The organism is Streptomyces camponoticapitis, assembly GCF_014646115.1.
Taxonomy (GTDB): Bacteria; Actinomycetota; Actinomycetes; order Streptomycetales; family Streptomycetaceae; genus Streptomyces; species Streptomyces camponoticapitis.
Genome location: NZ_BMMV01000016.1, coordinates 1 through 19,513 on the forward strand (window position 1 = coordinate 1; position 19,513 = coordinate 19,513).

Consider the following 19,513-nt stretch of genomic DNA (forward strand, 5'->3'; position numbering starts at 1 on the left):
CGGAATAAGACCGGTCATTCACAGCGTCCTCGCTGTGTTTCTATCAAAGGAACCCGAACCCGACCCACGTATATGGACCAGGCCGGGGTATCAACATATCTGGCGTTGACTTTTGGCACGCTGTTGAGTTCTCAAGGAACGGACGCTTCCTTCGTACTCACCCTCTCGGGCTTTCCTCCGGGCTTCCCTTCGGTCCTGCTGTCTTGCGTTTCCGACTCTATCAGACTCTTTTTGCGTCTCACTTCTCATGGAGAAGCGATCTCAATTAAGAGGTCTAATGGCCTTCGGACTGGCCCTTTGCCTTTCGGCGAGCCCGACATTATCAGAAACAACGGGGCCGAACTAAATCGGCCGCTGCGATTCGGATGATGTATCGGAGAGCTCCGCGGAAATTCGATTCCCGCTCGGAGCCGAGTAGAGATTAACCGTCGCTCCCGAGCTTGTCCAACTCGGAGCCAACCGTTCAAATCTACCTCCCCACACAGACCATGTCAACGATCGGCACCGATCTCTGTGGAGCGAACTGGAGACTAACAGGTCAGCAAGGGTCAACGCACATCAGGCTGCCGTGGGCAACTGGGCGCTCTGGTCGGCGCTCTCCACGTCGCCCGTGTCGCCCGCCCGAGCCGCTCGGCCGCCCAGCACGTACAGGTACGCCAGGAAGGCCAGCTCGGAGAAGACGCCGATGGCGATTCGGGCCCAGGTAGGCAGGCCGGACGGGGTCACGAAGCCCTCGATCAGGCCCGACACGAAGAGGATCAGTGCCAGTCCGATCGCCATACCGACCGCCGCCCGGCCCTGTTGGGCCAGTGCCGTGCGGCGCGTGTACGGACCGGGGTCGATCAGGGTCCAGCCGAGCCGGAGGCCCGTACCCGCCGCAACGAAGACGGCCGTCAGTTCGAGCAGACCGTGGGGAAGCACCAGGCCGAGGAAGGTGTCCAGCCGGCCGGCGGAGGACATCAGGCCGATGCCGACGCCGAGGTTGAGCATGTTGAGGAAGAGGATCCAGATCACCGGGAAGCAGAGGAAGGCGCCGAGGACGAGGCACATGGCAGCGGCCTGAGCGTTGTTCGTCCAAACCTGGGCCGCGAAGGAGGCTGCCGGGTGACTTGAGTAGTAGGTCTCGTACTCGCCGCCGGGTCGGGTCATCTGTCGGAGGTCTTCGGGGGCCGCGATCGCCGACTGGACCTCGGGGTGCGTGCCTATCCACCAGCCGATGACCGACGCGACGAGCACGGAGAGCAGAGCGACCGGTATCCACCAGTGCCGGGAGCGGTACATCGCGGCGGGGAAGCCGGCCGTAAGGAAGCGTGCCGCGTCGCGCCAGCCAGCGCGGCGGGTGCCCGTGACCACCGAGCGGGCGCGCGCGACCAGCTGGGTCAGGCGTCCTATGAGCATGGGGTCCGGGGCGCTGGACTGGATCAGCGAGAGATGCGTGGATGTGCGCTGGTAGAGGGCGACGAGTTCGTCCGCCTCGGCACCGGTGAGGTGTCGTCCACGGCGCAGAAGATGTTCCAGACGGTCCCACTCAGGTCGGTGGGCCGAGACGAAGACGTCGAGATCCATGGTCGGCTGCTGCTCCAGGCACTGGGTGCGTACGGTCCGTACTACTGCGGCACGTTGCAGGCCAGCTTGGCAGACTGAGCGGTCCGGGGGCAGAGATGGTCGGCGAAGGGTGAGCACCGGTGAATGAGCTTGTGACGGGCGACGCGGTCGTATTGGGGCTGCGCCCCGCGAAGCTGCCGAGCCGGGCGTTGGCCGTCGTCATCGACCTGGTGGTGGTGTGGACCGGGTACATCGTGGTGTCGATCGTCCTCGCCATCGCGACGGATTCGCTCGACACCGCGGCCGTGGCGGCGCTGGCGGTCGCGAGCTTCCTACTGATACCGGTGGGTGTGCCGATCGCGGCGGAAACCCTCAGTCACGGGCGGTCGTTGGGGAAAATGACCTGCGGGCTGCGGGTGGTGCGTGACGACGGCGGGCCGATTCGCTTCCGCCACGCGCTGGTGCGCGGGGCGATGGGCGTGGTGGAACTGCTCATGTCCTTCGGCGTCATCGCGTGTATCGCTTCGCTCGTGTCCGCGCGTGGGCGTCGGGTCGGGGACCTGTTCGCCGGGACTCTGGTCGTACGCGAGCGTGTGCCGGCCGATCGGGCCCCTGCCGTACCGCCTCCGCCCCCGTGGCTCGTCGGGCGCTTCTCCGAGCTGGATCTGTCTTCCGTGCCCGACGACCTCTGGCTGGCCGTACGGCAGTACCTGACGCGGATGAGGCAACTCGACGCCGGCGTCGGCTGGTCGATGGCGCAGCGGCTGGCCGGTGATCTGTCGGCGCGTACGGGGGTGCCGCTTCCCCCCGGCGTACCGCCGGCGGCGTATCTCGCGGCTGTGGTCAACGAACGCCAGGCGCGGGACGCGCGGCGGGCCTTCGGCTCTGCCGCGCCGACGGCCGGCCGGTCCGCGGTCGGCGCACCTACCGGCCCGGTCGCCCCCGCCCGCCCGCCCGGGGGTCGGCCCGAGGTCGCGGAGCCGCAGGACGCGCGACCGGTGGAGGGGCCCCCGGATGCCGTGGAAGCGGCAAGTCGTGAGCCAGGACCGGCAGTTCCCCCGGCCTCCGGTTTCGCGCCGCCCGCATAGACACCGTCAGGCGGACACGATCAGGCGGACAAAGTCAGGACAGGGCCGACGGCGGGGTTTCGAGGTCTTCGAGCTCGATGCCCGGCGCCGAGAGAACCACGTCGCCACTGATGTGGACGCTGTGCTGTTCACCGGTGTCCAGGGCGCTGACCTGGTACTCGTCCACGGTCAGGGCTCCGTTGTCAGTGGCGTGCGCTTCACTTCTCACCAGCGCCCAGGACTGGTCGAGCGTTCGGGGTGCGAGGACCGGGTCCGTGAACGCGACGAGACGGACTCGGGTCGCCGGGGAAGCGGGGGTGAGGCGGAGAAGGCGGGTGATCGCGACGAGGAAGGCGGGGGATGTGCCGGTGAAGGCGTGGGCGCGGACATTGCCTTCGGTGGCCTCGCCGCCGGTGGGGTCGGTGCGGACCCAGGTGACGCCGTCGAGCGCGGCGCCACGGACTTGCCAGCTCGCGGCGTGCAGTTCGAGACGGATGGGGCGGCCGAGTTCGTCGAGGGTGAGGTCGACGGAGCCGGCGTGGTCACCGCCGGGGGCGGTGATCTGGGAGACGTAGCGCCAGCCGGAGGGACCCGGCGCGCAGTGGAAGTGTTCTTCGCCGAGGGGGGTGTGGTGGTGGGGATCGTGGAGTGAGTAGCGGCCACGGGGCATGTGCGGGAGTCCTTCGGTGTCCTGCGGGGCCGTGCCGTGGGAGCGCACGGGGGTGCCGCTCGCGTACACACGAACCACAGGGACCGGCAGCCGGTGGGACCGGGGGCGGGAAAGCGGGGCAGGCCCCCAACACGGGGGTGTGGGGGCCTGCCCGTACCGCTGGGTGTCAGCGGCGGTGCCTGTGGATCAGTAGCGGTAGTGGTCGGGCTTGTACGGGCCTTCGACCTTCACGCCGATGTACGCGGCCTGCTCGGGGCGGAGCGTCGTGAGCCTCACGCCGAGCGCGTCGAGGTGGAGGCGCGCGACCTTCTCGTCGAGGTGCTTGGGCAGCACGTAGACGTCGGTCGGGTACTCCTCCGGCTTGGTGAAGAGCTCGATCTGGGCCAGGGTCTGGTCCGCGAACGAGTTGGACATCACGAAGGAGGGGTGGCCGGTCGCGTTGCCGAGGTTCAGCAGACGGCCCTCGGACAGGACGATCAGCGTCTTGCCGTCGGGGAACGTCCAGGTGTGGACCTGCGGCTTGACCTCGTCCTTGACGATGCCGGGGACCTGCGCCAGGCCGGCCATGTCGATCTCGTTGTCGAAGTGGCCGATGTTCCCGACGATCGCCTGGTGCTTCATCTTGGCCATGTCCGCGGCCATGATGATGTCCTTGTTGCCCGTCGTGGTGACGAAGATGTCGGCGATGCCGACGACGTCGTCCAGCGTCGCGACCTGGTAGCCGTCCATGGCCGCCTGGAGCGCGCAGATCGGGTCGATCTCGGTGATGATCACGCGGGCGCCCTGGCCGCGCAGGGACTCGGCGCAGCCCTTGCCCACGTCGCCGTAGCCGAAGACGACGGCGACCTTGCCGCCGATCAGTACGTCGGTGGCGCGGTTGATGCCGTCGATCAGGGAGTGGCGGCAGCCGTACTTGTTGTCGAACTTCGACTTGGTCACGGCGTCGTTGACGTTGATCGCCGGGAAGAGGAGGGTGCCGTCGCGGTGCATCTCGTAGAGACGGTGGACACCGGTCGTGGTCTCCTCGGTGACTCCGCGGATCTCGGACGCCAGGAGGGTCCACTTCTGCGGGTTCTCGGTGAGGGTGCGGTTGAGCAGACGGAGGATGTAGCTGTACTCCTCGCTGTCCGCCGTGGCCGGGTCGGGGGCCTTGCCGGCCTTCTCGAACTCGACGCCCTTGTGGACGAGCAGGGTGGCGTCGCCACCGTCGTCCAGGATCATGTTCGGGCCGCCGGTGGACGAGTTGGGCCAGGTCAGGGCCTGCTCCGTGCACCACCAGTACTCTTCCAGCGTCTCGCCCTTCCAGGCGAAGACCGGGATGCCCTGCGGGCTGTCCGGGGTGCCCTTCGGGCCGACGGCCACCGCGGCGGCGGCGTGGTCCTGGGTGGAGAAGATGTTGCAGGAGGCCCAGCGGACGTCGGCGCCCAGCGCGACCAGCGTCTCGATGAGGACGGCGGTCTGCACGGTCATGTGCAGCGAACCGGTGATGCGGGCTCCGGCGAGGGGCTGCGCCTCGGCGTACTCCCTGCGGATCGACATCAGGCCGGGCATCTCGTGCTCGGCGAGGGTGATCTCCTTGCGGCCGAACTCGGCAAGCGAGAGGTCGGCGACCTTGAAGTCCTGTCGGTTGGCGACAGTGGTCATAGCGAGCTGCTCCTCGTTAAGGGGTCGAGGGTGGGTACGGCTGACTCTGCGGCGGCGGGCATACGAATGCCCGGACGTACGCAACGCAGTCCGTCGGAGGCCCTCTCTCCCTCGGCCGGTCCGCGCCGCAGACCGCCCGACCGCCATCAGCAGCGACGTCTGGCTCTGATGACGAATCTACACCGATCGGCCCAGCGGCCCCACAGCGCACCGGTGTCCGGTCCCCGTCATCGGCGGGCCCCGAGGGGTCCTCGACGCGTGCCTCAGGGGCTTTTCGCCGCGTGAGTGAGGCGTACGGACGCGTCATCGGTAAGGAGGCCCCGGCGCGGAATGCGCCGGGGCCTCCTTACTGATGCGAGCGGGTGATCAGTGGTCCTTGTCGGCCTCGGGAGTCGCCTTGGAACTCGCCTCGGGGGCAGCCTCAGGGGTCGCTCCGGGGGTTGTGCCGGGACTCGGCTCCGGCGCCGGTTCGGCGTCCGTGACGCCCGGCGACTTGGCCGGGTTGGTGCCCGCCGCTGCCGCCGCCTCGCTGTAGATGTCCGGCTCCAGGTAGATCACCCGGGCGATCGGGACCGCTTCGCGGATCCTCGACTCGGCCGCGTTGATCGCGTGCGCGACCTCGGCCGCCGTGTCGTCGTGCTCGACCGAGATCTTGGCGGCCACCAGCAGTTCCTCGGGGCCGAGGTGGAGCGTACGCATGTGGATGATGCCGGTGACGACGGTCCCGTCGACCATCGCGGCCTTGATCTTCTCCACGTCCTCCAGGCCGGCGGCCTCGCCGAGCAGCAGGGACTTCGTCTCGGCCGCCAGGACGATCGCGATCACGATCAGCAGGATGCCGATGCAGAGGGTGCCGATGCCGTCCCAGACGCCGTCTCCGGTGGCGAGTGCCAGGCTCACACCCACGAGGGCGAGGATCAGTCCGACCAGCGCACCGAGGTCCTCCAGCAGGACGACCGGGAGCTCGGGGGCCTTGGAGTGGCGGATGAACTCCTTCCACGAGCGCTTGCCACGCGTCGCGTTGGACTCCTTGATGGCTGTGCGGAACGAGAACGACTCGGCGATGATCGCGAAGACGAGGACGCCGACCGGCCAGTACCAGGCCTCGATCTCGTGCGGGTGCTTGATCTTCTCGTAGCCCTCGTAGATGGCGAACATGCCACCGACGGAGAAAAGCACGATGGAGACGAGGAACGCGTAGATGTAGCGCTCACGGCCGTAGCCGAAGGGGTGTTCCGGTGTCGCCTCGCGCTTGGCCTTCTTGCCGCCCAGGAGCAGAAGCCCCTGGTTGCCTGAGTCGGCGAGCGAGTGCACGCTCTCGGCGAGCATCGACGACGAACCACTGAAGAGGAATGCCACGAACTTGGCTACTGCGATTGCGAGGTTCGCGGCGAGCGCCGCCACGATCGCCTTGGTTCCGCCTGACGCGCTCATGGGTGCGGTGGATCCCTTCCTCGGTCTGCGGCCCTGGCGCCGCGGGTACGGCGGGACATTGTTGCAGCCGCCGAAGCGGACCGTACGCGAAGCGTTGGTTCAGGCGATGACGGTGGCCCGGAAGACCGTGCCCGTACCGGTCAGTTCGGTCTTTTCACCGGCCGGGACGAAGACCGAACCACCCGGCGCCAGGTCGAAGTCGTTGGCGCGCGGGGTGCCTTGCGTGCAGAGGAGGATCTGCGGGGTGCCCGCGGTGATTTCGCGGGGTTCCGCGCCGGGCGCCAGGACGTAGCGGGACAAACGGAACTCATCGATCGGGGTGTCGTACAGCTCCTCGCCCGACGGCGACGCCTCGGGGCGGAGTACGGCGGGTTCGGTCGGCTCGAAGCGCACGACGCGGAGCAGTTCGGGTACGTCGACGTGTTTGGGGGTGAGGCCGCAGCGCAGGACGTTGTCCGAGTTGGCCATGATCTCCACGCCCAGACCGTTGAGATAGGCGTGCGGGACGCCGGCGCCGAGGAAAAGGGCTTCGCCGGGCTGGAGTTGTACGTGGTTGAGCAGCATGGCCGCGATGACGCCGGGATCTCCGGGGTAATGGTGGGCGATCGAGGCATATGGCGAGTACTCGCCGCCGAGGCGTGCCGCGGCTTCCGCGGAGGAATGAACAGTGTGGGACATCTCGTCGGGGTCGGCGGTGAGCACGGCGGTGAGGATCTCGCGCAGCGCGGCTTCCTCGGGGTGGGCGTGCAGAAGGTCGACGTACGGCTTGAGCGAGTCGACGTCCAGCCGGGCGAGGAAGTCGGCAGTCTTGTCGGGGGCACGGAAGCCGCAGAGGCCGTCGAAGGGGGTGAGGGCGCAGATCAGTTCGGGCTTGTGGTTGGCGTCCTTGTAGTTGCGGTGCGGCGCGTCGATGGGGACGCCCTGGCGCTCCTCCGCCGCGAAGCCCTCTTTCGCCTGGGCGAGGTTGGGGTGGACCTGAAGGGAGAGCGGGGCGCCTGCGGCAAGGAGTTTGAGAAGGAAGGGGAGACGTGGACCGAATTTCTTGACGGTGGGGGCTCCTAGTTCAGCCTCGGGGGCGGCTGCGATGACTTCGGAGAGGGGGTGTTCGAGGAGGGTGGTGGTGCGGTTGACACGGGACGGGGCCCCGGGGTGGGCGCCCATCCACATCTCGGCCTGGGGCTCGCCGGTGGGGGCGGTGCCGAGCAGTTCCGGGATGGCGGTCGTGGAGCCCCAGGCATAGGGGCGCACAGTGTTGGAGAGGCGGTCCATGGGGTGCTTCCTGGTCGCGTGACGGTGACGTGCGGGCGCGTGGAGTTGACGGTGCGAAGTCGGGGGTGTGCGAGGTGAGTTCAGCGCGGGGGTCGGTCGGGGAAGCCGGTCGGAGTCATTCGCGGTTGCCGGATGCCAGGGCCAGATAGACGGCCGTGAAGTCCGTGATGGCGACGAGTTCGGCTAGGGCTTCGAGTTCGCTGCCCTCCTGCGGCTCCAGTTCGCTGATGGCCGTCTCGTGGCTGATGGCGAGTTCACGGGCCGCGGGTGCCGCGGTCAGTCCGCCGACGGGCCGGTCGCGGAGCAGCACGACACGGGCGCGCAGCGCCTGGGGCTCCTCGACGCGGTCGCGGAAGAAGTCGTCGGGGTCGGCGGCACCGCCGGCGAAGTCGCCGCCCAGGAGGAGGCCGTGTGCGGGCAGTGCGCCCGGAAGCTCGGCGGCGAGCGCGGGGCGGCCGGACAACTCGGCCAGTACGGCGGCGAAGCGGCGCCCGACCGGGGCGGCTGCCGTGCCTTCCGTCCAGATCAGCGGGAGGCTCTCGGCGAGTTCGGCGGCCAGAGTCTTTGCCGGATTGCTGTATGTGGCGATGGCCGGGCCGCAGCGCTCCGCCGTGGTGTCGAGGCGGTCGGCGACGAGCTGAAGTGTCTCGGCCGACGCGGTGAGCAGTCCGACACGGTCGAGAAGGGAGAGAAGGGGGGTGAAGAGCGCCCAGAGGGCACCCGGGCTGGCGGCCTGGGTCTCCTCGTACTGCTCCTGCGGTGTCGGCGCCATGGGCACGGAGAGACCGCGCGTACCGCCGACGGCCTCGCTGAGCGGGGATTGACTCGGGGCGACGGCGACGACGCTGCAGCCTCGGCGGTAGGCCTGCTCGGCCAGGAGGGCCAGGCCGGGTTCGCCGCCGTCGGTGGTGGCGATGAGGAGCAGGTCGACGGAGCCGGCCCAGCCGGGGAGGGCCCAGCGCAGGGCGCCTGCCGCGGGGGCGACGCCGGTGGGGCGCAGCAGCGTGACGGGCGCGGCGGCACCGGCGAGCGCGCCAAGCAGGTCGGCGACGCCGAGCGCGGCGGTGCCGGAGCCCGCGAACAGTACGGCGCGGGGGCGGCCCTCCGGGTTGAGGTTCCCGATGCCCGCCTCGGCGGCGTGCCGGACGGCGGTACGGACGCGTGCTCCGGCCTCCGCGGCGCCGAGGAGGAGCCCGCGGTGGTCGGCGCGGGCCAGCGCGTCCGGCGCGTCGAGCAAGGACTCGTCGAGCATGGCGGGTAGGTCTCCGATCGCCGGGCGCCGTGGACGGCGCGTGGGCACGGGCGGTGGCGGTGGCGTTTCGCGAGTGGCCTGCGCGGGCGGGCTCTTCTAGGCGGGGCGGCGGGCCTCGTCGACGAGGAGTACGGGGATGTCGTCCCGGACCGGGTAGGCCAGGCCGCAGTCCTCGCCGGTGCAGATCAGCTCGGGGATGTCGTCCGCCGTGTGGTCGCTGAGCGGCGAGTGGCAGGCCGGGCAGGCGAGGATCTCCAGGAGGCCGGCTTCGAGCGGCATGTGGTGGGTGTCCCTTCGAACGAGCTGAGGCGTGCGGAGTGGTGCGGATCGAGCCATGTCAGCCTACCGCCGGAGGGTGACGCGAGGCTCGCTCCGGGGCTGAGGCTGGAAGTGGGGCTGGACTGGGGCTGGACTGGGCTGGGGGGCGAGGGTGGGCCGGGCACGGGACGCTTCCCTCATGCCCTCGCCGGAGCGCGCTGTCCCGCCCTCAGGAGCGGATCAAGGCAAGGGCTTCGTCCCTGATCTTGGACATCGTCGGTTCGTCGCGGGCCTCCACGTTGAGGCGCAGGAGCGGTTCGGTGTTGGAGGCGCGGAGGTTGAACCACCAGTCGTGGGTGGTCACCGTCAGGCCGTCGAGCTCGTCGAGCGTGACGCCCTCGCGGTCGGCGAAGGCTTTCCGCACGGCGGCGAGCCGGGCCGCCTGGTCGTCCACCGTGGAGTTGATCTCGCCCGAGCCGGCGTACCGGTCGTAGGAGGCGACGAGTCCGGAGAGCGGCCCGTCCTGACCGCCGAGTGCGGCCAGGACGTGGAGGGCGGCGAGCATGCCCGTGTCCGCGTTCCAGAACTCGCGGAAGTAGTAGTGCGCCGAGTGCTCACCGCCGAAGATCGCGCCGGTGCGGGCCATCTCCTGCTTGATGAAGGAGTGGCCCACACGCGTACGGACCGGGACGCCGCCGCGCTCCCTGACGACCTCGGGGACCGACCAGGAGGTGATCAGGTTGTGGATCACCGTGCCGCCGGGGTGCTTGGCGAGTTCACGCTCGGCGACCAGGGCCGTGATCGCCGACGGTGACACGCCCCTCCCCCGCTCGTCGACGACGAAGCAGCGGTCCGCGTCGCCGTCGAACGCCAGGCCCAGGTCCGCGCCTTCGGAGAGCACGCGGGCCTGGAGGTCCACGATGTTCCGGGGGTCGAGCGGATTGGCCTCGTGGTTGGGGAACGTGCCGTCCAGCTCGAAGTACATCGGCACCAGGTCGACGGGGAGCCGCGCGAGGACCGTGGGGACGGTGTGGCCCCCCATGCCGTTCCCCGCGTCGACGACGACCTTCAGCGGGCGGATCGCCGAGAGATCGACCAGGGACAGCAGATGTGCCGCGTAGTCGTTCAACGTGTCACTCTGCGTGATGGTTCCCGGCTTCGCCGCCGCTTCCGGGGGCCCCTCGGCCAGCCATGACTCGACCAGAGCGCGGATCTCCGCGAGGCCGGTCTCCTGGCCCACCGGGGCGGCGCCGGAGCGGCACATCTTGATGCCGTTGTACCGCGCCGGGTTGTGCGACGCGGTGAACATCGCGCCCGGCAGGTCCAGCGCCCCGCTCGCGTAGTACAGCTGGTCCGTCGAGCAGAGCCCGATCAGCGTGGCGTCCGCCCCGCGCCTGACCGCGCCCTTGGCGAAGCTCGCCGACAGATGGGGCGAGGAGGGCCGCATGTCGTGACCGACGACGATCGCCGTGGCGCCCGTGACTTCCACGAACGCCGCCCCGAACAGCTCGACGAGCCGGTCGTCGAGCTGGTCCGGGTACACGCCACGTACGTCGTACGCCTTCACGATCTGGCCCAAGTCGGCCACGGCCACCCCTCCTGAGGTCTCTGCGGACAGTCAGCACAAACTACCCGCCCCGAGAAAGGACCCGGAGGGCGCGACCCCTCGCCTGTCACACCGCCTACGGCAGCATCCAGTCCAGCACGAAGGTGCTCTGTCCCACCACGATCAGGCACATCACCAGCAGCAGCCCGAGGCTCCACGGAAGGACCTTCCTCAGGAGGTCGCCTTCCTTGCCGGCGAGACCGACGGCGGCGCACGCGATGGTCAGATTCTGCGGGGAGATCATCTTGCCGAGCACACCACCGGAGCTGTTGGCCGCGGCCAGCAGTTCGGGTGACAGCCCCGATTCGCGTGCGGCCGTCACCTGAAGGGCGCCGAAGAGCGCGTTGGCCGATGTGTCGGAGCCCGTGACAGCGACCCCGAACCAGCCCAGCACCGGCGAGAGGAAGGCCAGCCCCGCGCCCGCCGCCGCGACGAAGTGACCGATGGTGGCGGCCTGTCCGGAGAGGTTCATGACGTACGCGAGGGCCAGTACCGAGACGACGGTGAGGATCGCGTACCGCAGTTCGTGCACGGTGGCCGCCCACTCCTTGACCGCGTCCTTCGCCTTGAGCCCGATCACACCGGCTGTCAGGAGGCCGGCGATCAGGACGAGCGTGCCGCCGGTCGAGATGAGCGGCAGCGAGAAGACGTTGGCCCCGACCGGCTTTCCCTCCGAGTCGGCGACATCGAGGAAGGGCCAGTCGAAGGACTGCGTCGCCTTCGCCAGCAGGTCCTTGATCGGCGGGATCTGCGCGAGGGAGAAGATCACCACGATCAGTCCGTACGGGGCGTAGGCGCGGACGACTTCGCGGCGCTCGTCCTCGACGTCGAGGTCCTCGCTGCGCACGCCCGTCAGTACGGAGGTCCGCACCGCCTCGTCGGCCGGCTTGCGCGCGCCGGGCACGGCGAGCAGCGCGGCGGCGCCCACCAGCGCGGCCCCGATGTCGGCGAGTTGGGCGGAGACGTAGTTGGACGCCACGAACTGCGCGACACCGAAGGCGAGTCCGCAGGCCAGGGCGGGCGCCCAGGTCTCGCGGAGCCCCCGCCTGCCGTCGACGAGCCAGACGAGCACCAGGGGTACGACAACGGCGAGCAGCGGCGTCTGGCGGCCGACGACGGAGGCGACGGAGTCCAGCGGCAGGCCGGTCACCTGGGCCAGCGTCACCACCGGCGTACCCATCGCGCCGAAGGCCACGGGCGCGGTGTTCGCCACGAGGGCGACGACCGCCGCCTTCACGGGGTCGAAGCCGATCGCGACGAGCATCACCGCGGAGATGGCGACCGGCGCACCGAAGCCGGCGAGGGCTTCGAGTAGCGCGCCGAAGCAGAAGGCGACGACGAGCGCCTGGATGCGCGGGTCGTCGGAGAATCGCCCGAACGAGCGGCGCAGGATGTCGAAGTGCTGGGTGCGGACCGTCATCCGGTACACCCAGAGGGCGTTGACGACGATCCACATGATCGGGAAGAGGCCGAAGACGATGCCCTGTGCGCCGGCGGAGACGGTCTGGCCGATCGGCATCCCGAAGGCGAGCCAGCCGACCAGGGCGGCGACGGCCAGACCGATCAGTCCGGCGCGATGAGCCTTCATACGGACGGCGCCGAGCAGCACCAGCACGGTGACCAGGGGAAGCGCGGCGACCAGGGCGGACAGGCCGAGTGAATCGGCGACGGGTTCCAATTGCTGTTCGAACACGACAGGGCCTCCGAATTCCGCGATGCGGAAAGTGATCTCTCACGGCTGGAGGAATGATCGTGTGCACGACAAAAGAGGTCAATGGCCCGTGCAGGATCCGTCACGGAAACTCGCGGGACCGGTTCGCCCCAGTCGGAAGACCTGCCCGAACAGACCCGCCCGAATCAGGACCAGGACTCAGAGTTCAGGGGTCAGAGCTCAGAGCTCAGGAGTCAGAGCTCAGCGCTCCGCGGTCGGGCCTCAGGAGTCGGGGGAACGCAGCACGCGCAGATGCCCGCGGCGCCCGACCTCCGTCTGATCCGTGCCACGCGGCCCGTTGCCGCCCGGTCCGCTCGTCCGCTCCGGCGGGCGCGCGGCCTCACGCACGGCGTTCGCCAGGGCTTCCAGATCGTCGCCGCTGGGCCGGGCCGGCGCGGACCCGTCCGTGAGCCGGACGACCTCCCAGCCACGGGGCGCGGTGAGTCTCTCACTGTGTTCCGCGCACAGGTCGTAGCAGTGGGGCTCGGCATACGTGGCGAGCGGACCGAGGACCGCGGTCGAATCGGCATAGACGTACGTCAGTGTCGCGACAGCGGAACGGCCGCACGCGGTGCGCGAACAGCGACGTACAGGGCTCACGATGTTGGACGGTACCGCACTCTTGAGCGGGCCGCGACGACTCTCCCCCACCTCACCCCACCGTGTCGTGACGCCGCGTTCACCCCATCCGGCACCCACGCAACTGCCCTGACCTGCGCGGGAAGACGAGTAATCGGTCAATCACCGTCAGTGACCCAGTCACCACTTGGGGCAAATCCCGCCAATGAAGGCGAGTTCCACGATCCGGCGGACGTAGCGAAACGAGCCCAAGCTTGGCCGGAATGCTCAATTTGCGACATGACGTCCGGTGGGCCCCTCGGGCACCGTCGCGGCGTTCCGCGGAGAGCTACCCTGCGTCAGTGATGGACAGTCCTGTACCGCAGCAGCCGACCGAACCGAGACCACGTCGCCGAGACCGCCACGGCCGCGGTATGCGGGGTCCGGTCGCGCCGCCGCAGGTCCCGCTCTCGGCGAGCCGCTCGGACTCGTTCCGTGATCTTGTACGGGACTCCGTGGAGCGGCTGGAGCGGCGCTGGCCCCAGCTGGCGGAGATCGACTTCCTGGTGCTCGACGTGCCCGGCGCGGACGACGAGTCGGTGCCGCTCGGCCGGTCCGTCCCCGAGGGCAAGGACCGGCCCGCGCGCATCGTCGTCTACCGGCGGCCCGTCGAGATCCGTACGAAGAACCGCGAGGAGCGCGCCATGCTCGTCCACGAGGTCGTGGTCGAACAGGTCGCCGAACTGCTCGGGCTGGCACCGGAATCCGTCGATCCGCGGTACGGCCAGGACTGACCGCGGCGAGGCGCGCCCCACCCTCGGCGTCACTTCAGTACGGAGAGGTCTTCCTTCGTCGCCGGTACGGACACCATGCCCCGGTCGTCCGGCAGTGTCTGCACCGTGAACATCGGCACGCCGTCCTTCGTCTCCGCGAACGTGCGCGCCGCGTGGACCGGACCGCCCGACTCGGGTTCGACCGTCAGCGCGTACGAGCCCTTGAGCCCCGTCGGCACCGGCGGGGTGACCGCCTGCGTCGTGCCGCCCTTGACCGTGTACGTCTTGACGACCTGCTCACCGCCCTCGCTGCCCGCCGAGGCCGTGACCTTCACCTTGCCCGTCCCGTTCGGCGCGGTGAGCGACAGCGTCGAGCCCTTGGCGCGGTTGTCGGCGACCGTCGCGCGCTCCGTCACGGGGCCGGTCGCGGGGATGAAGGCGACCTCCTGGTCGGTGCCCTTGCCCCGTACGACGCGCAGCGCGGCGACCACCGGGGTTTCGCCCCCGCCCTCCGCCGGCCCGACCTTCACCGAGCCGGCCTCGCCCTTGGTGACGTCCCCCAGGTCGAGCGAGGCCGTCATGCCCGACTTGACGTTGAGCGTCTCACTGGCGGTGGCCGGGACGATCGTGCCGCTCTTGCCCGCCAGTTGCACCTTCAGCTCCGCGTCGTCCTCACCGGGCGCGAAGACCACCAGTCGTACGGAGGTGGCGTCCTCCGGGACTCCGGGGAGTACGAGGCGGGGCGCCGGGTCGGCGGAGGCGGCCAGCCAGTCGCCGCCCGCCTTCTCCTCGGCGGCGTTCACCACCGCGCCCACGCGGCCCGTGCGGGTGCTGACGTGGACGGTGACGTTCGGCTCGGCCTCCGCCGTGAGGGTGGACAGCAGGACGGGGACGCTGGACCGCGCGGGGACCGGAATGCCCTCTCCCGTACTGGACTTGAGCGTGCCCTCCTTGCCGTACAGCGCGATGTCGGCGACGGCCGCCGTGTCGTCCGGGTTGGTGAGGTGGACGTAGTCCTGGCGCGACTTGTCGGTGGAGGCGCCCGGGAACCAGAAGTCGGTGTCGGGCGGGGTGCAGCTCATGCCGAGCAGCGCGCGCGATTCTCCGGCCGTGATCGTGGTGGTCTGCTGAGTGGTCCAGCCGGGCGCGAGAGCGCCGGTGGCGGACCCGACGAGCGCGGGGGCGTCCGCGGCGTTCTTGCTCGCCGAGACGGGCTTTCCAGGCCCCTTGAGGGCCAGGAACGGCTTGACCTTCGCGTCCGCGCCGTCCGCGCCGTCCGCCGCGGGCTTCTTGGTCTCGTCGTCCTTCGTCCCGTCGTCCTTGGCCGGGTCGTCCTCCGTCTCGTCGTCGGTCGCCGCCTCGTCCGTCTTCTTCTCGTCGTCGGCGGCCTCCGTGTCGTCCAAGGGCGCGACGGACGGGGCCAGTTCGGCCGCACCGCCCGTACCCCCGCCCGCCGTACCGCCCGGGGTGAAGGACGTGTACACCGTCTCGGCGAGCTCCGACGTGCTGGGCGCGGGACAGAGCAGGCTGCTGCGCTCCACGGGAAGCCGCGCGGGTGTCTTCGCCGTCGCCGTCGCGTCGTCGCCGCCGGGCGCGGTGACCGCGGCGAAACCGGTGACCGCCGCGAGCGCGGTGGCGGCCGCGAGGAGGGAGAGTGTCGTGCGGTTCACTGGTTGCTGCTCCCGTCGGGACGCTGCTCGTTCTCGTTGCCGTCGGTGTACGGCTGTTGGGTGCCGGTGTAGGGCTGCTGCCCTTCCGCGTAGGGCTGTTGGACGACGTATCCGTACTGGTCGTACTGGACCGGTGCCTGCTGCTGGTACTGATCGGCCTGGTACTGCGGGTACACCTGGTAGCCGTCGGCGTCGTACTGGGGAGCGCCCTCGTACTGAGGAGCACCGCCGTCGTACTGCCGCGCGCCCTGGTAGGGGTCGCCTTCGTACTGCTGCTGTTCGTTCTGCCCGCCCTGGTACTGCTGTTCGTTCGTGTACGAGCCGTAGTCGGCGCCCTGGTAGGCGGTCTGTCCGTCCCACTCCCCGTACGACTGCTGCTGCGGCACGGCGGCGGCCGTGACGTACGGGTCCTCCGCCGGCATCGGCGGTGCGACGCCGGCGGTCCCGGCGGCCTCCGCGGCCTCCCCCGGCCCGACGGCGCCCTCGGCGCGTTCCGGCTCGTCCTGGCCCTCGGCCTCGGCCTGCGCGGCGGCCCGCAGCCTGCGCGCCCGGCGGCCCTCGCCCGACACGGGCTGCGCGGGCACGTCGGCGCGCTCGTCGGGCAGGTCGTCGTCGATCTCCTTGCGCCGCCCCGGCAGGGCCAGCACGAGCAGCACGACGGCGAGCGCGCCCTGCGCCCAGACCCACGCGGTGTGGGTGAAGGTGTCCTCGTACGTGAGGTCGAGCCGGCCGCCCTCGGCGGGGAGCTGGAATCCCTGCGCCCAGCCGTCGACGGTCGTCTTCTCAAGGACGCGGCCGTCGAGCGTGGCCTGCCAGCCCTCGGCGGCCCGGTCGGCGATCCGCAGGACCCGTCCGTCCTTGCCCGCCGGGATGTCGGTGTGGGCCTCGACGGTGGACGATCCGACGGGCAGCGGCTCGGCGTCGCTCTCCCCCTCGATGATCGTGGCCCGCGAGATCTGACGGTCGACGCGCCACAGCGCGCTGCCGTCGAGCTGGCTGAGCCGGCTGAGGCCGGGGGTGGAGTCGAGCACGCGCGACATCTGCGCCGGGGCGCCGTCCCGTACGAGGACGTAGCGGATCGCGAAGCCGCTGAGCTGGTCGGTCTGGTCCGCGCCGGAGCCCGCGACGAGGCGTCCGACGACCTTGTCGAGCCCGGGGTCGCTGCCGCCCGACTCGGTCAGCTCGGCGTCACCGATCCGGCCGCCCGAGCCGCGTACGAGGGAGTACGACACCTCGGCCGGCGATGTACCGCCGAGGATCAGCGTGCGCGGCTGGTCGCGGGTGATGCTCTCCTCGGCAACGAACGCCGGTACCTGCACCGGGTCGCGCCGCTCCAGCGGGCCCGAGGCGCCGCTGATCATCCAGCCGCCCGCCGCGAGCAGCGGGGCCGCCCCGGCCGCGAGCGCGATGACCGCCGCGACGGGCTGGCGCCAGCCGAAGCTCATCGCTGCGACGCGTTCCCTGGCGCCTTCCGCGCCCAGGACGGACGCCGCGATGAGGGCGAGACCGTAGACGAGGGTGGCGGGGCCGGCCCAGCCGGAGTTGTTGGCGAGGACGGCGAAGACCAGTGCAACGAGGGCGGCCACCCAGGCCACCCGTACGGCGAACTGCCGCTCGCCTCGCAGCAGTGCGGCCAGTGCCGCCAGGACGACACCGATCAGCAGCAGTCCGCCGGCGGCCTTGGGGCCGCCGGGGCTCAGGCCGAGCAGATCGAGCGCGGTGGCCTGTCCCGTACCGAACTCCAGCCCCGCCTCGCGGAAGAGGCCGGACGGAGACGTCAGCAGCGAGAGCGACCAGGGGGCCAGGACGAGCAGCGGGGTGCCGACCACGGCGAGCAGGCGCAGCCCGTACGCGACGATGTCGTCACGCCGGAAGACCAGGACGCCGATGCCGAGGACCAGCGCCATCGGCCAGACGATGGGCGTGAAGGCCATCGCGAAGGTGAGCAGGAAGGTGTACGCCCAGGTGGCGCGCCAACTCCCGCGCGCGGCGCTCTCGCTGTCCCCGGCGCGGAACCCGTAGGCCGCGACGGCCGCCCGTGCGATCAGCGGCAGCAGGACGGCCAGTACGGCCGTGCCGAGCCGCCCGGTGGCCAGGGCGCCGGTGGCGGCGGGCAGGAAGGCGTACGCGACGCTCGCCCAGGCCCGCAGGAGCTTCGACTCGATGAGCGGGCGGGAGGCGAAGTACGCGGTGACTCCGGCCAGCGGCACGGAGCAGACGAGCAGCAGGGTCAGCGCGAAGCCGGTCGATCCGAGGAACAGCGCCGACAGGGCGGCGAGGACCGCGAGGTACGGAGGCGCTGTCTGGGTGCCGCCCGTGCCGATGGGGTGCCAGCCGTCGGCGTAACGGGACCACAGGCCCGCCACGTCCGGCGGCGCGGGCAGCAGCGCGCCGCCCGCGAGGGCGCCGCCGCCGAGCAGTGCCCGGCAGGCGACGAGAGAGACGACGAGCAGTACGGCGAAGAGCACGGGGCCCGGCCGGTGCGCGAGGCGCTTGAGCCGCGCGAACTGCTCGACCTCCAGGAAGTCCGCGTCGTCCCCGCCGGGGCCCGACTCCACCGCGCCGTGGCGTGAGCCACCGGCCTCGGTCTCAGAGCCGCCACCGAGGCTTCCAGCTACTTGCTCGACCGTTGCCCGGACGGTGGCGCCGGGTGGCGGGAAAAGCGCGCGAAGTTCGCTCGGCTCCACGACGCCTTTGCCGCGTCGTTTTCGCGCGCCGATGATTCTGCCGGGCCGCAGCAGCGTGCCGAACAGGCCCATGACCTCGTCGACGGCCTGTCCCGGCGCCTTGCCCACCAAGTAGGCGACGGTGCGCAGGAGCGTGCCGACGACCAGCCGCAGTAGTACGTAGGGCAGGATGCCGCTGCGTGAGTTGACGAGCATCGTGTAGACGGCGCCCGCCTTGTCGACCCGGTGCGGGTTGACGACGGAGCGGCCGGCGCAGTCGACGGTACGGCGCTCGCGTGCGGCCGCCTCCGCGTGTCTGAGGACGGCGTCGGGTGCGACGAGCACCCGGTGTCCCGCGGCGTGCGCGCGCCAGCACAGGTCGACGTCGTCGCGCATCAGGGGGAGTCTGCGGTCGAAGCCGCCGAGCTCCTCCCACACGTCCCGGCGGATGAGCATGCCCGCGCTGGAGACGGAGAGCACGGTACGGACCTGGTCGTGCTGGCCCTGGTCCTGTTCGCGCCGGTCGAGGCCGGTCCAGCGGCGGCCGCTGTTGGCGATGGAGACGCCGACCTCCAGAAGCTGCTTGCGGTCGTACCAGCCGCGCAGCTTGGGGCCGACGATCGCGGCGTGCGAGTCGGTGTCGACGACGCGCAGCAGCTCGGCGAGGGCGTCGGGGTCGGGCGCGCAGTCGTCGTGGAGCAGCCACAGCCACTGCACGGGCTCGCCGTGGGGCAGTTCGGGCATGTCGTACGCGTCGTCCTGCCAGGTTCTGGTGACAGGGTCCCAGCCGCTCGGCCGTTTCAGATACGGCAGGTCGTCGGGCGTGAGCACGCCGGCGGTACGGACCGCCTCCTCGACGGCCGTACCGAAACTGGTACGGCGGGCGAGGTGGACGACACGGTCCGGGCCGAGCGATTCGGTGAGCAGCGTGGCCGATTCGTCGGCGCTGCCGGTGTCGGCGGCGATGACGTTCTGTACGGGGCGTTCCTGGCCGATCAGCCCGGTGAGGGCGTCGGGGAGCCAGCGGGCACCGTCGTGGGAGACGAGCACTGCGGTCACGACGTGCCGCGGGTACTCCGGTGCATTGGCGGGAACGAACGCGGCTGTGGTGGCGGACATCGAGGTAGGGGCCCTCCGGCCGGGGGGTCGCCCCGACGGGGCGTTGGGGCGTCTCGGACGGGGCCCCACACTAACGGTACGAACAGGCGCCGGATCGCCGAGCGCCTGGACAAACCGGACGACCCGGGAGGGAGCGCCGGGCCGGGCGGTCTCCGGCGGTCACGACAACGGTCCGCCGCCTGCGAAGAGGTCGCAGCCGACGGACCGTTCGGAAGATGTCGCGCGAGGTGTTGCGCGGGCTATCGCGTGGGGCGCGATCGGAGAATGGCCT

At 70.5% G+C, this 19,513-nt stretch carries 14 protein-coding genes; 2 read left to right on the forward strand and 12 right to left on the reverse strand.

Annotated elements, in window-relative coordinates; all coding sequences use genetic code 11:
* Positions 1-558 precede the first annotated feature (558 nt).
* Complete coding sequence (locus IEY79_RS22950; protein ID WP_189109463.1) at positions 559-1,566, reverse strand: stage II sporulation protein M; 1,008 nt, start codon at positions 1,564-1,566, stop codon at positions 559-561.
* A 119-nt stretch (positions 1,567-1,685) separates the two neighbouring features.
* Here IEY79_RS22950 and IEY79_RS22955 point away from each other — a divergent pair, with 119 nt between their 5' ends.
* A complete protein-coding gene (locus tag IEY79_RS22955) occupies positions 1,686-2,633 on the forward strand; it encodes an RDD family protein (RefSeq protein ID WP_189109464.1) in 948 nt (315 codons plus the stop codon).
* Positions 2,634-2,667: 34 nt separating this feature from the next.
* Here IEY79_RS22955 and IEY79_RS22960 read toward each other — a convergent pair whose 3' ends face one another.
* The 9 genes from IEY79_RS22960 to IEY79_RS23000 all read right to left on the reverse strand — a co-directional run bounded on the left by IEY79_RS22960 (position 2,668) and on the right by IEY79_RS23000 (position 13,107).
* Positions 2,668-3,282 (reverse strand): hypothetical protein, encoded by a 615-nt coding sequence (locus tag IEY79_RS22960; protein WP_189109465.1) that lies wholly within the window; start codon positions 3,280-3,282, stop codon positions 2,668-2,670.
* A gap of 186 nt (positions 3,283-3,468) precedes the next feature.
* Positions 3,469-4,926 carry an adenosylhomocysteinase gene (ahcY, locus tag IEY79_RS22965; RefSeq protein WP_189109466.1) on the reverse strand — a complete coding sequence of 486 codons (1,458 nt, stop codon included), beginning with the start codon at positions 4,924-4,926 and terminating at the stop codon, positions 3,469-3,471.
* A gap of 366 nt (positions 4,927-5,292) precedes the next feature.
* On the reverse strand, positions 5,293-6,360 hold the full coding sequence (locus IEY79_RS22970) for a cation diffusion facilitator family transporter (protein ID WP_189109467.1): 1,068 nt from the start codon (positions 6,358-6,360) through the stop codon (positions 5,293-5,295).
* Between the two features lie 99 nt (positions 6,361-6,459).
* The gene (gene manA, locus IEY79_RS22975) at positions 6,460-7,629 is read right to left on the reverse strand and encodes a mannose-6-phosphate isomerase, class I (protein WP_189109468.1); all 1,170 of its coding nucleotides are present in this window, start codon (positions 7,627-7,629) and stop codon (positions 6,460-6,462) included.
* Between the two features lie 115 nt (positions 7,630-7,744).
* A complete protein-coding gene (locus IEY79_RS22980; protein WP_189109469.1) occupies positions 7,745-8,881 on the reverse strand; it encodes an SIS domain-containing protein in 1,137 nt (378 codons plus the stop codon).
* Between the two features lie 96 nt (positions 8,882-8,977).
* Entirely contained in the window at positions 8,978-9,160 is a 183-nt protein-coding gene (locus IEY79_RS22985; RefSeq protein ID WP_189109470.1) for a Trm112 family protein, read from the reverse strand.
* A gap of 208 nt (positions 9,161-9,368) precedes the next feature.
* On the reverse strand, positions 9,369-10,727 hold the full coding sequence (locus tag IEY79_RS22990; RefSeq protein WP_229701054.1) for a phosphomannomutase/phosphoglucomutase: 1,359 nt from the start codon (positions 10,725-10,727) through the stop codon (positions 9,369-9,371).
* A gap of 94 nt (positions 10,728-10,821) precedes the next feature.
* Positions 10,822-12,438, reverse strand: coding sequence for an L-lactate permease (locus IEY79_RS22995; RefSeq protein WP_189109471.1), 1,617 nt, complete (start codon positions 12,436-12,438; stop codon positions 10,822-10,824).
* A 240-nt stretch (positions 12,439-12,678) separates the two neighbouring features.
* Positions 12,679-13,107, reverse strand: coding sequence for a DUF3499 domain-containing protein (locus tag IEY79_RS23000; protein ID WP_189109472.1), 429 nt, complete (start codon positions 13,105-13,107; stop codon positions 12,679-12,681).
* 272 nt (positions 13,108-13,379) lie between these two features.
* Between IEY79_RS23000 and IEY79_RS23005 the strand changes: the two genes are divergently transcribed.
* Entirely contained in the window at positions 13,380-13,808 is a 429-nt protein-coding gene (locus IEY79_RS23005; RefSeq protein ID WP_189109601.1) for a metallopeptidase family protein, read from the forward strand.
* Positions 13,809-13,837: 29 nt separating this feature from the next.
* Here IEY79_RS23005 and IEY79_RS23010 read toward each other — a convergent pair whose 3' ends face one another.
* Positions 13,838-15,457, reverse strand: coding sequence for a DUF5719 family protein (locus tag IEY79_RS23010; protein WP_189109473.1), 1,620 nt, complete (start codon positions 15,455-15,457; stop codon positions 13,838-13,840).
* Complete coding sequence (locus tag IEY79_RS23015; RefSeq protein ID WP_189109474.1) at positions 15,454-19,242, reverse strand: glycosyltransferase; 3,789 nt, start codon at positions 19,240-19,242, stop codon at positions 15,454-15,456. Before IEY79_RS23015 ends, IEY79_RS23010 begins: the two co-directional genes overlap by 4 nt.
* Positions 19,243-19,513: the final 271 nt, after the last annotated feature.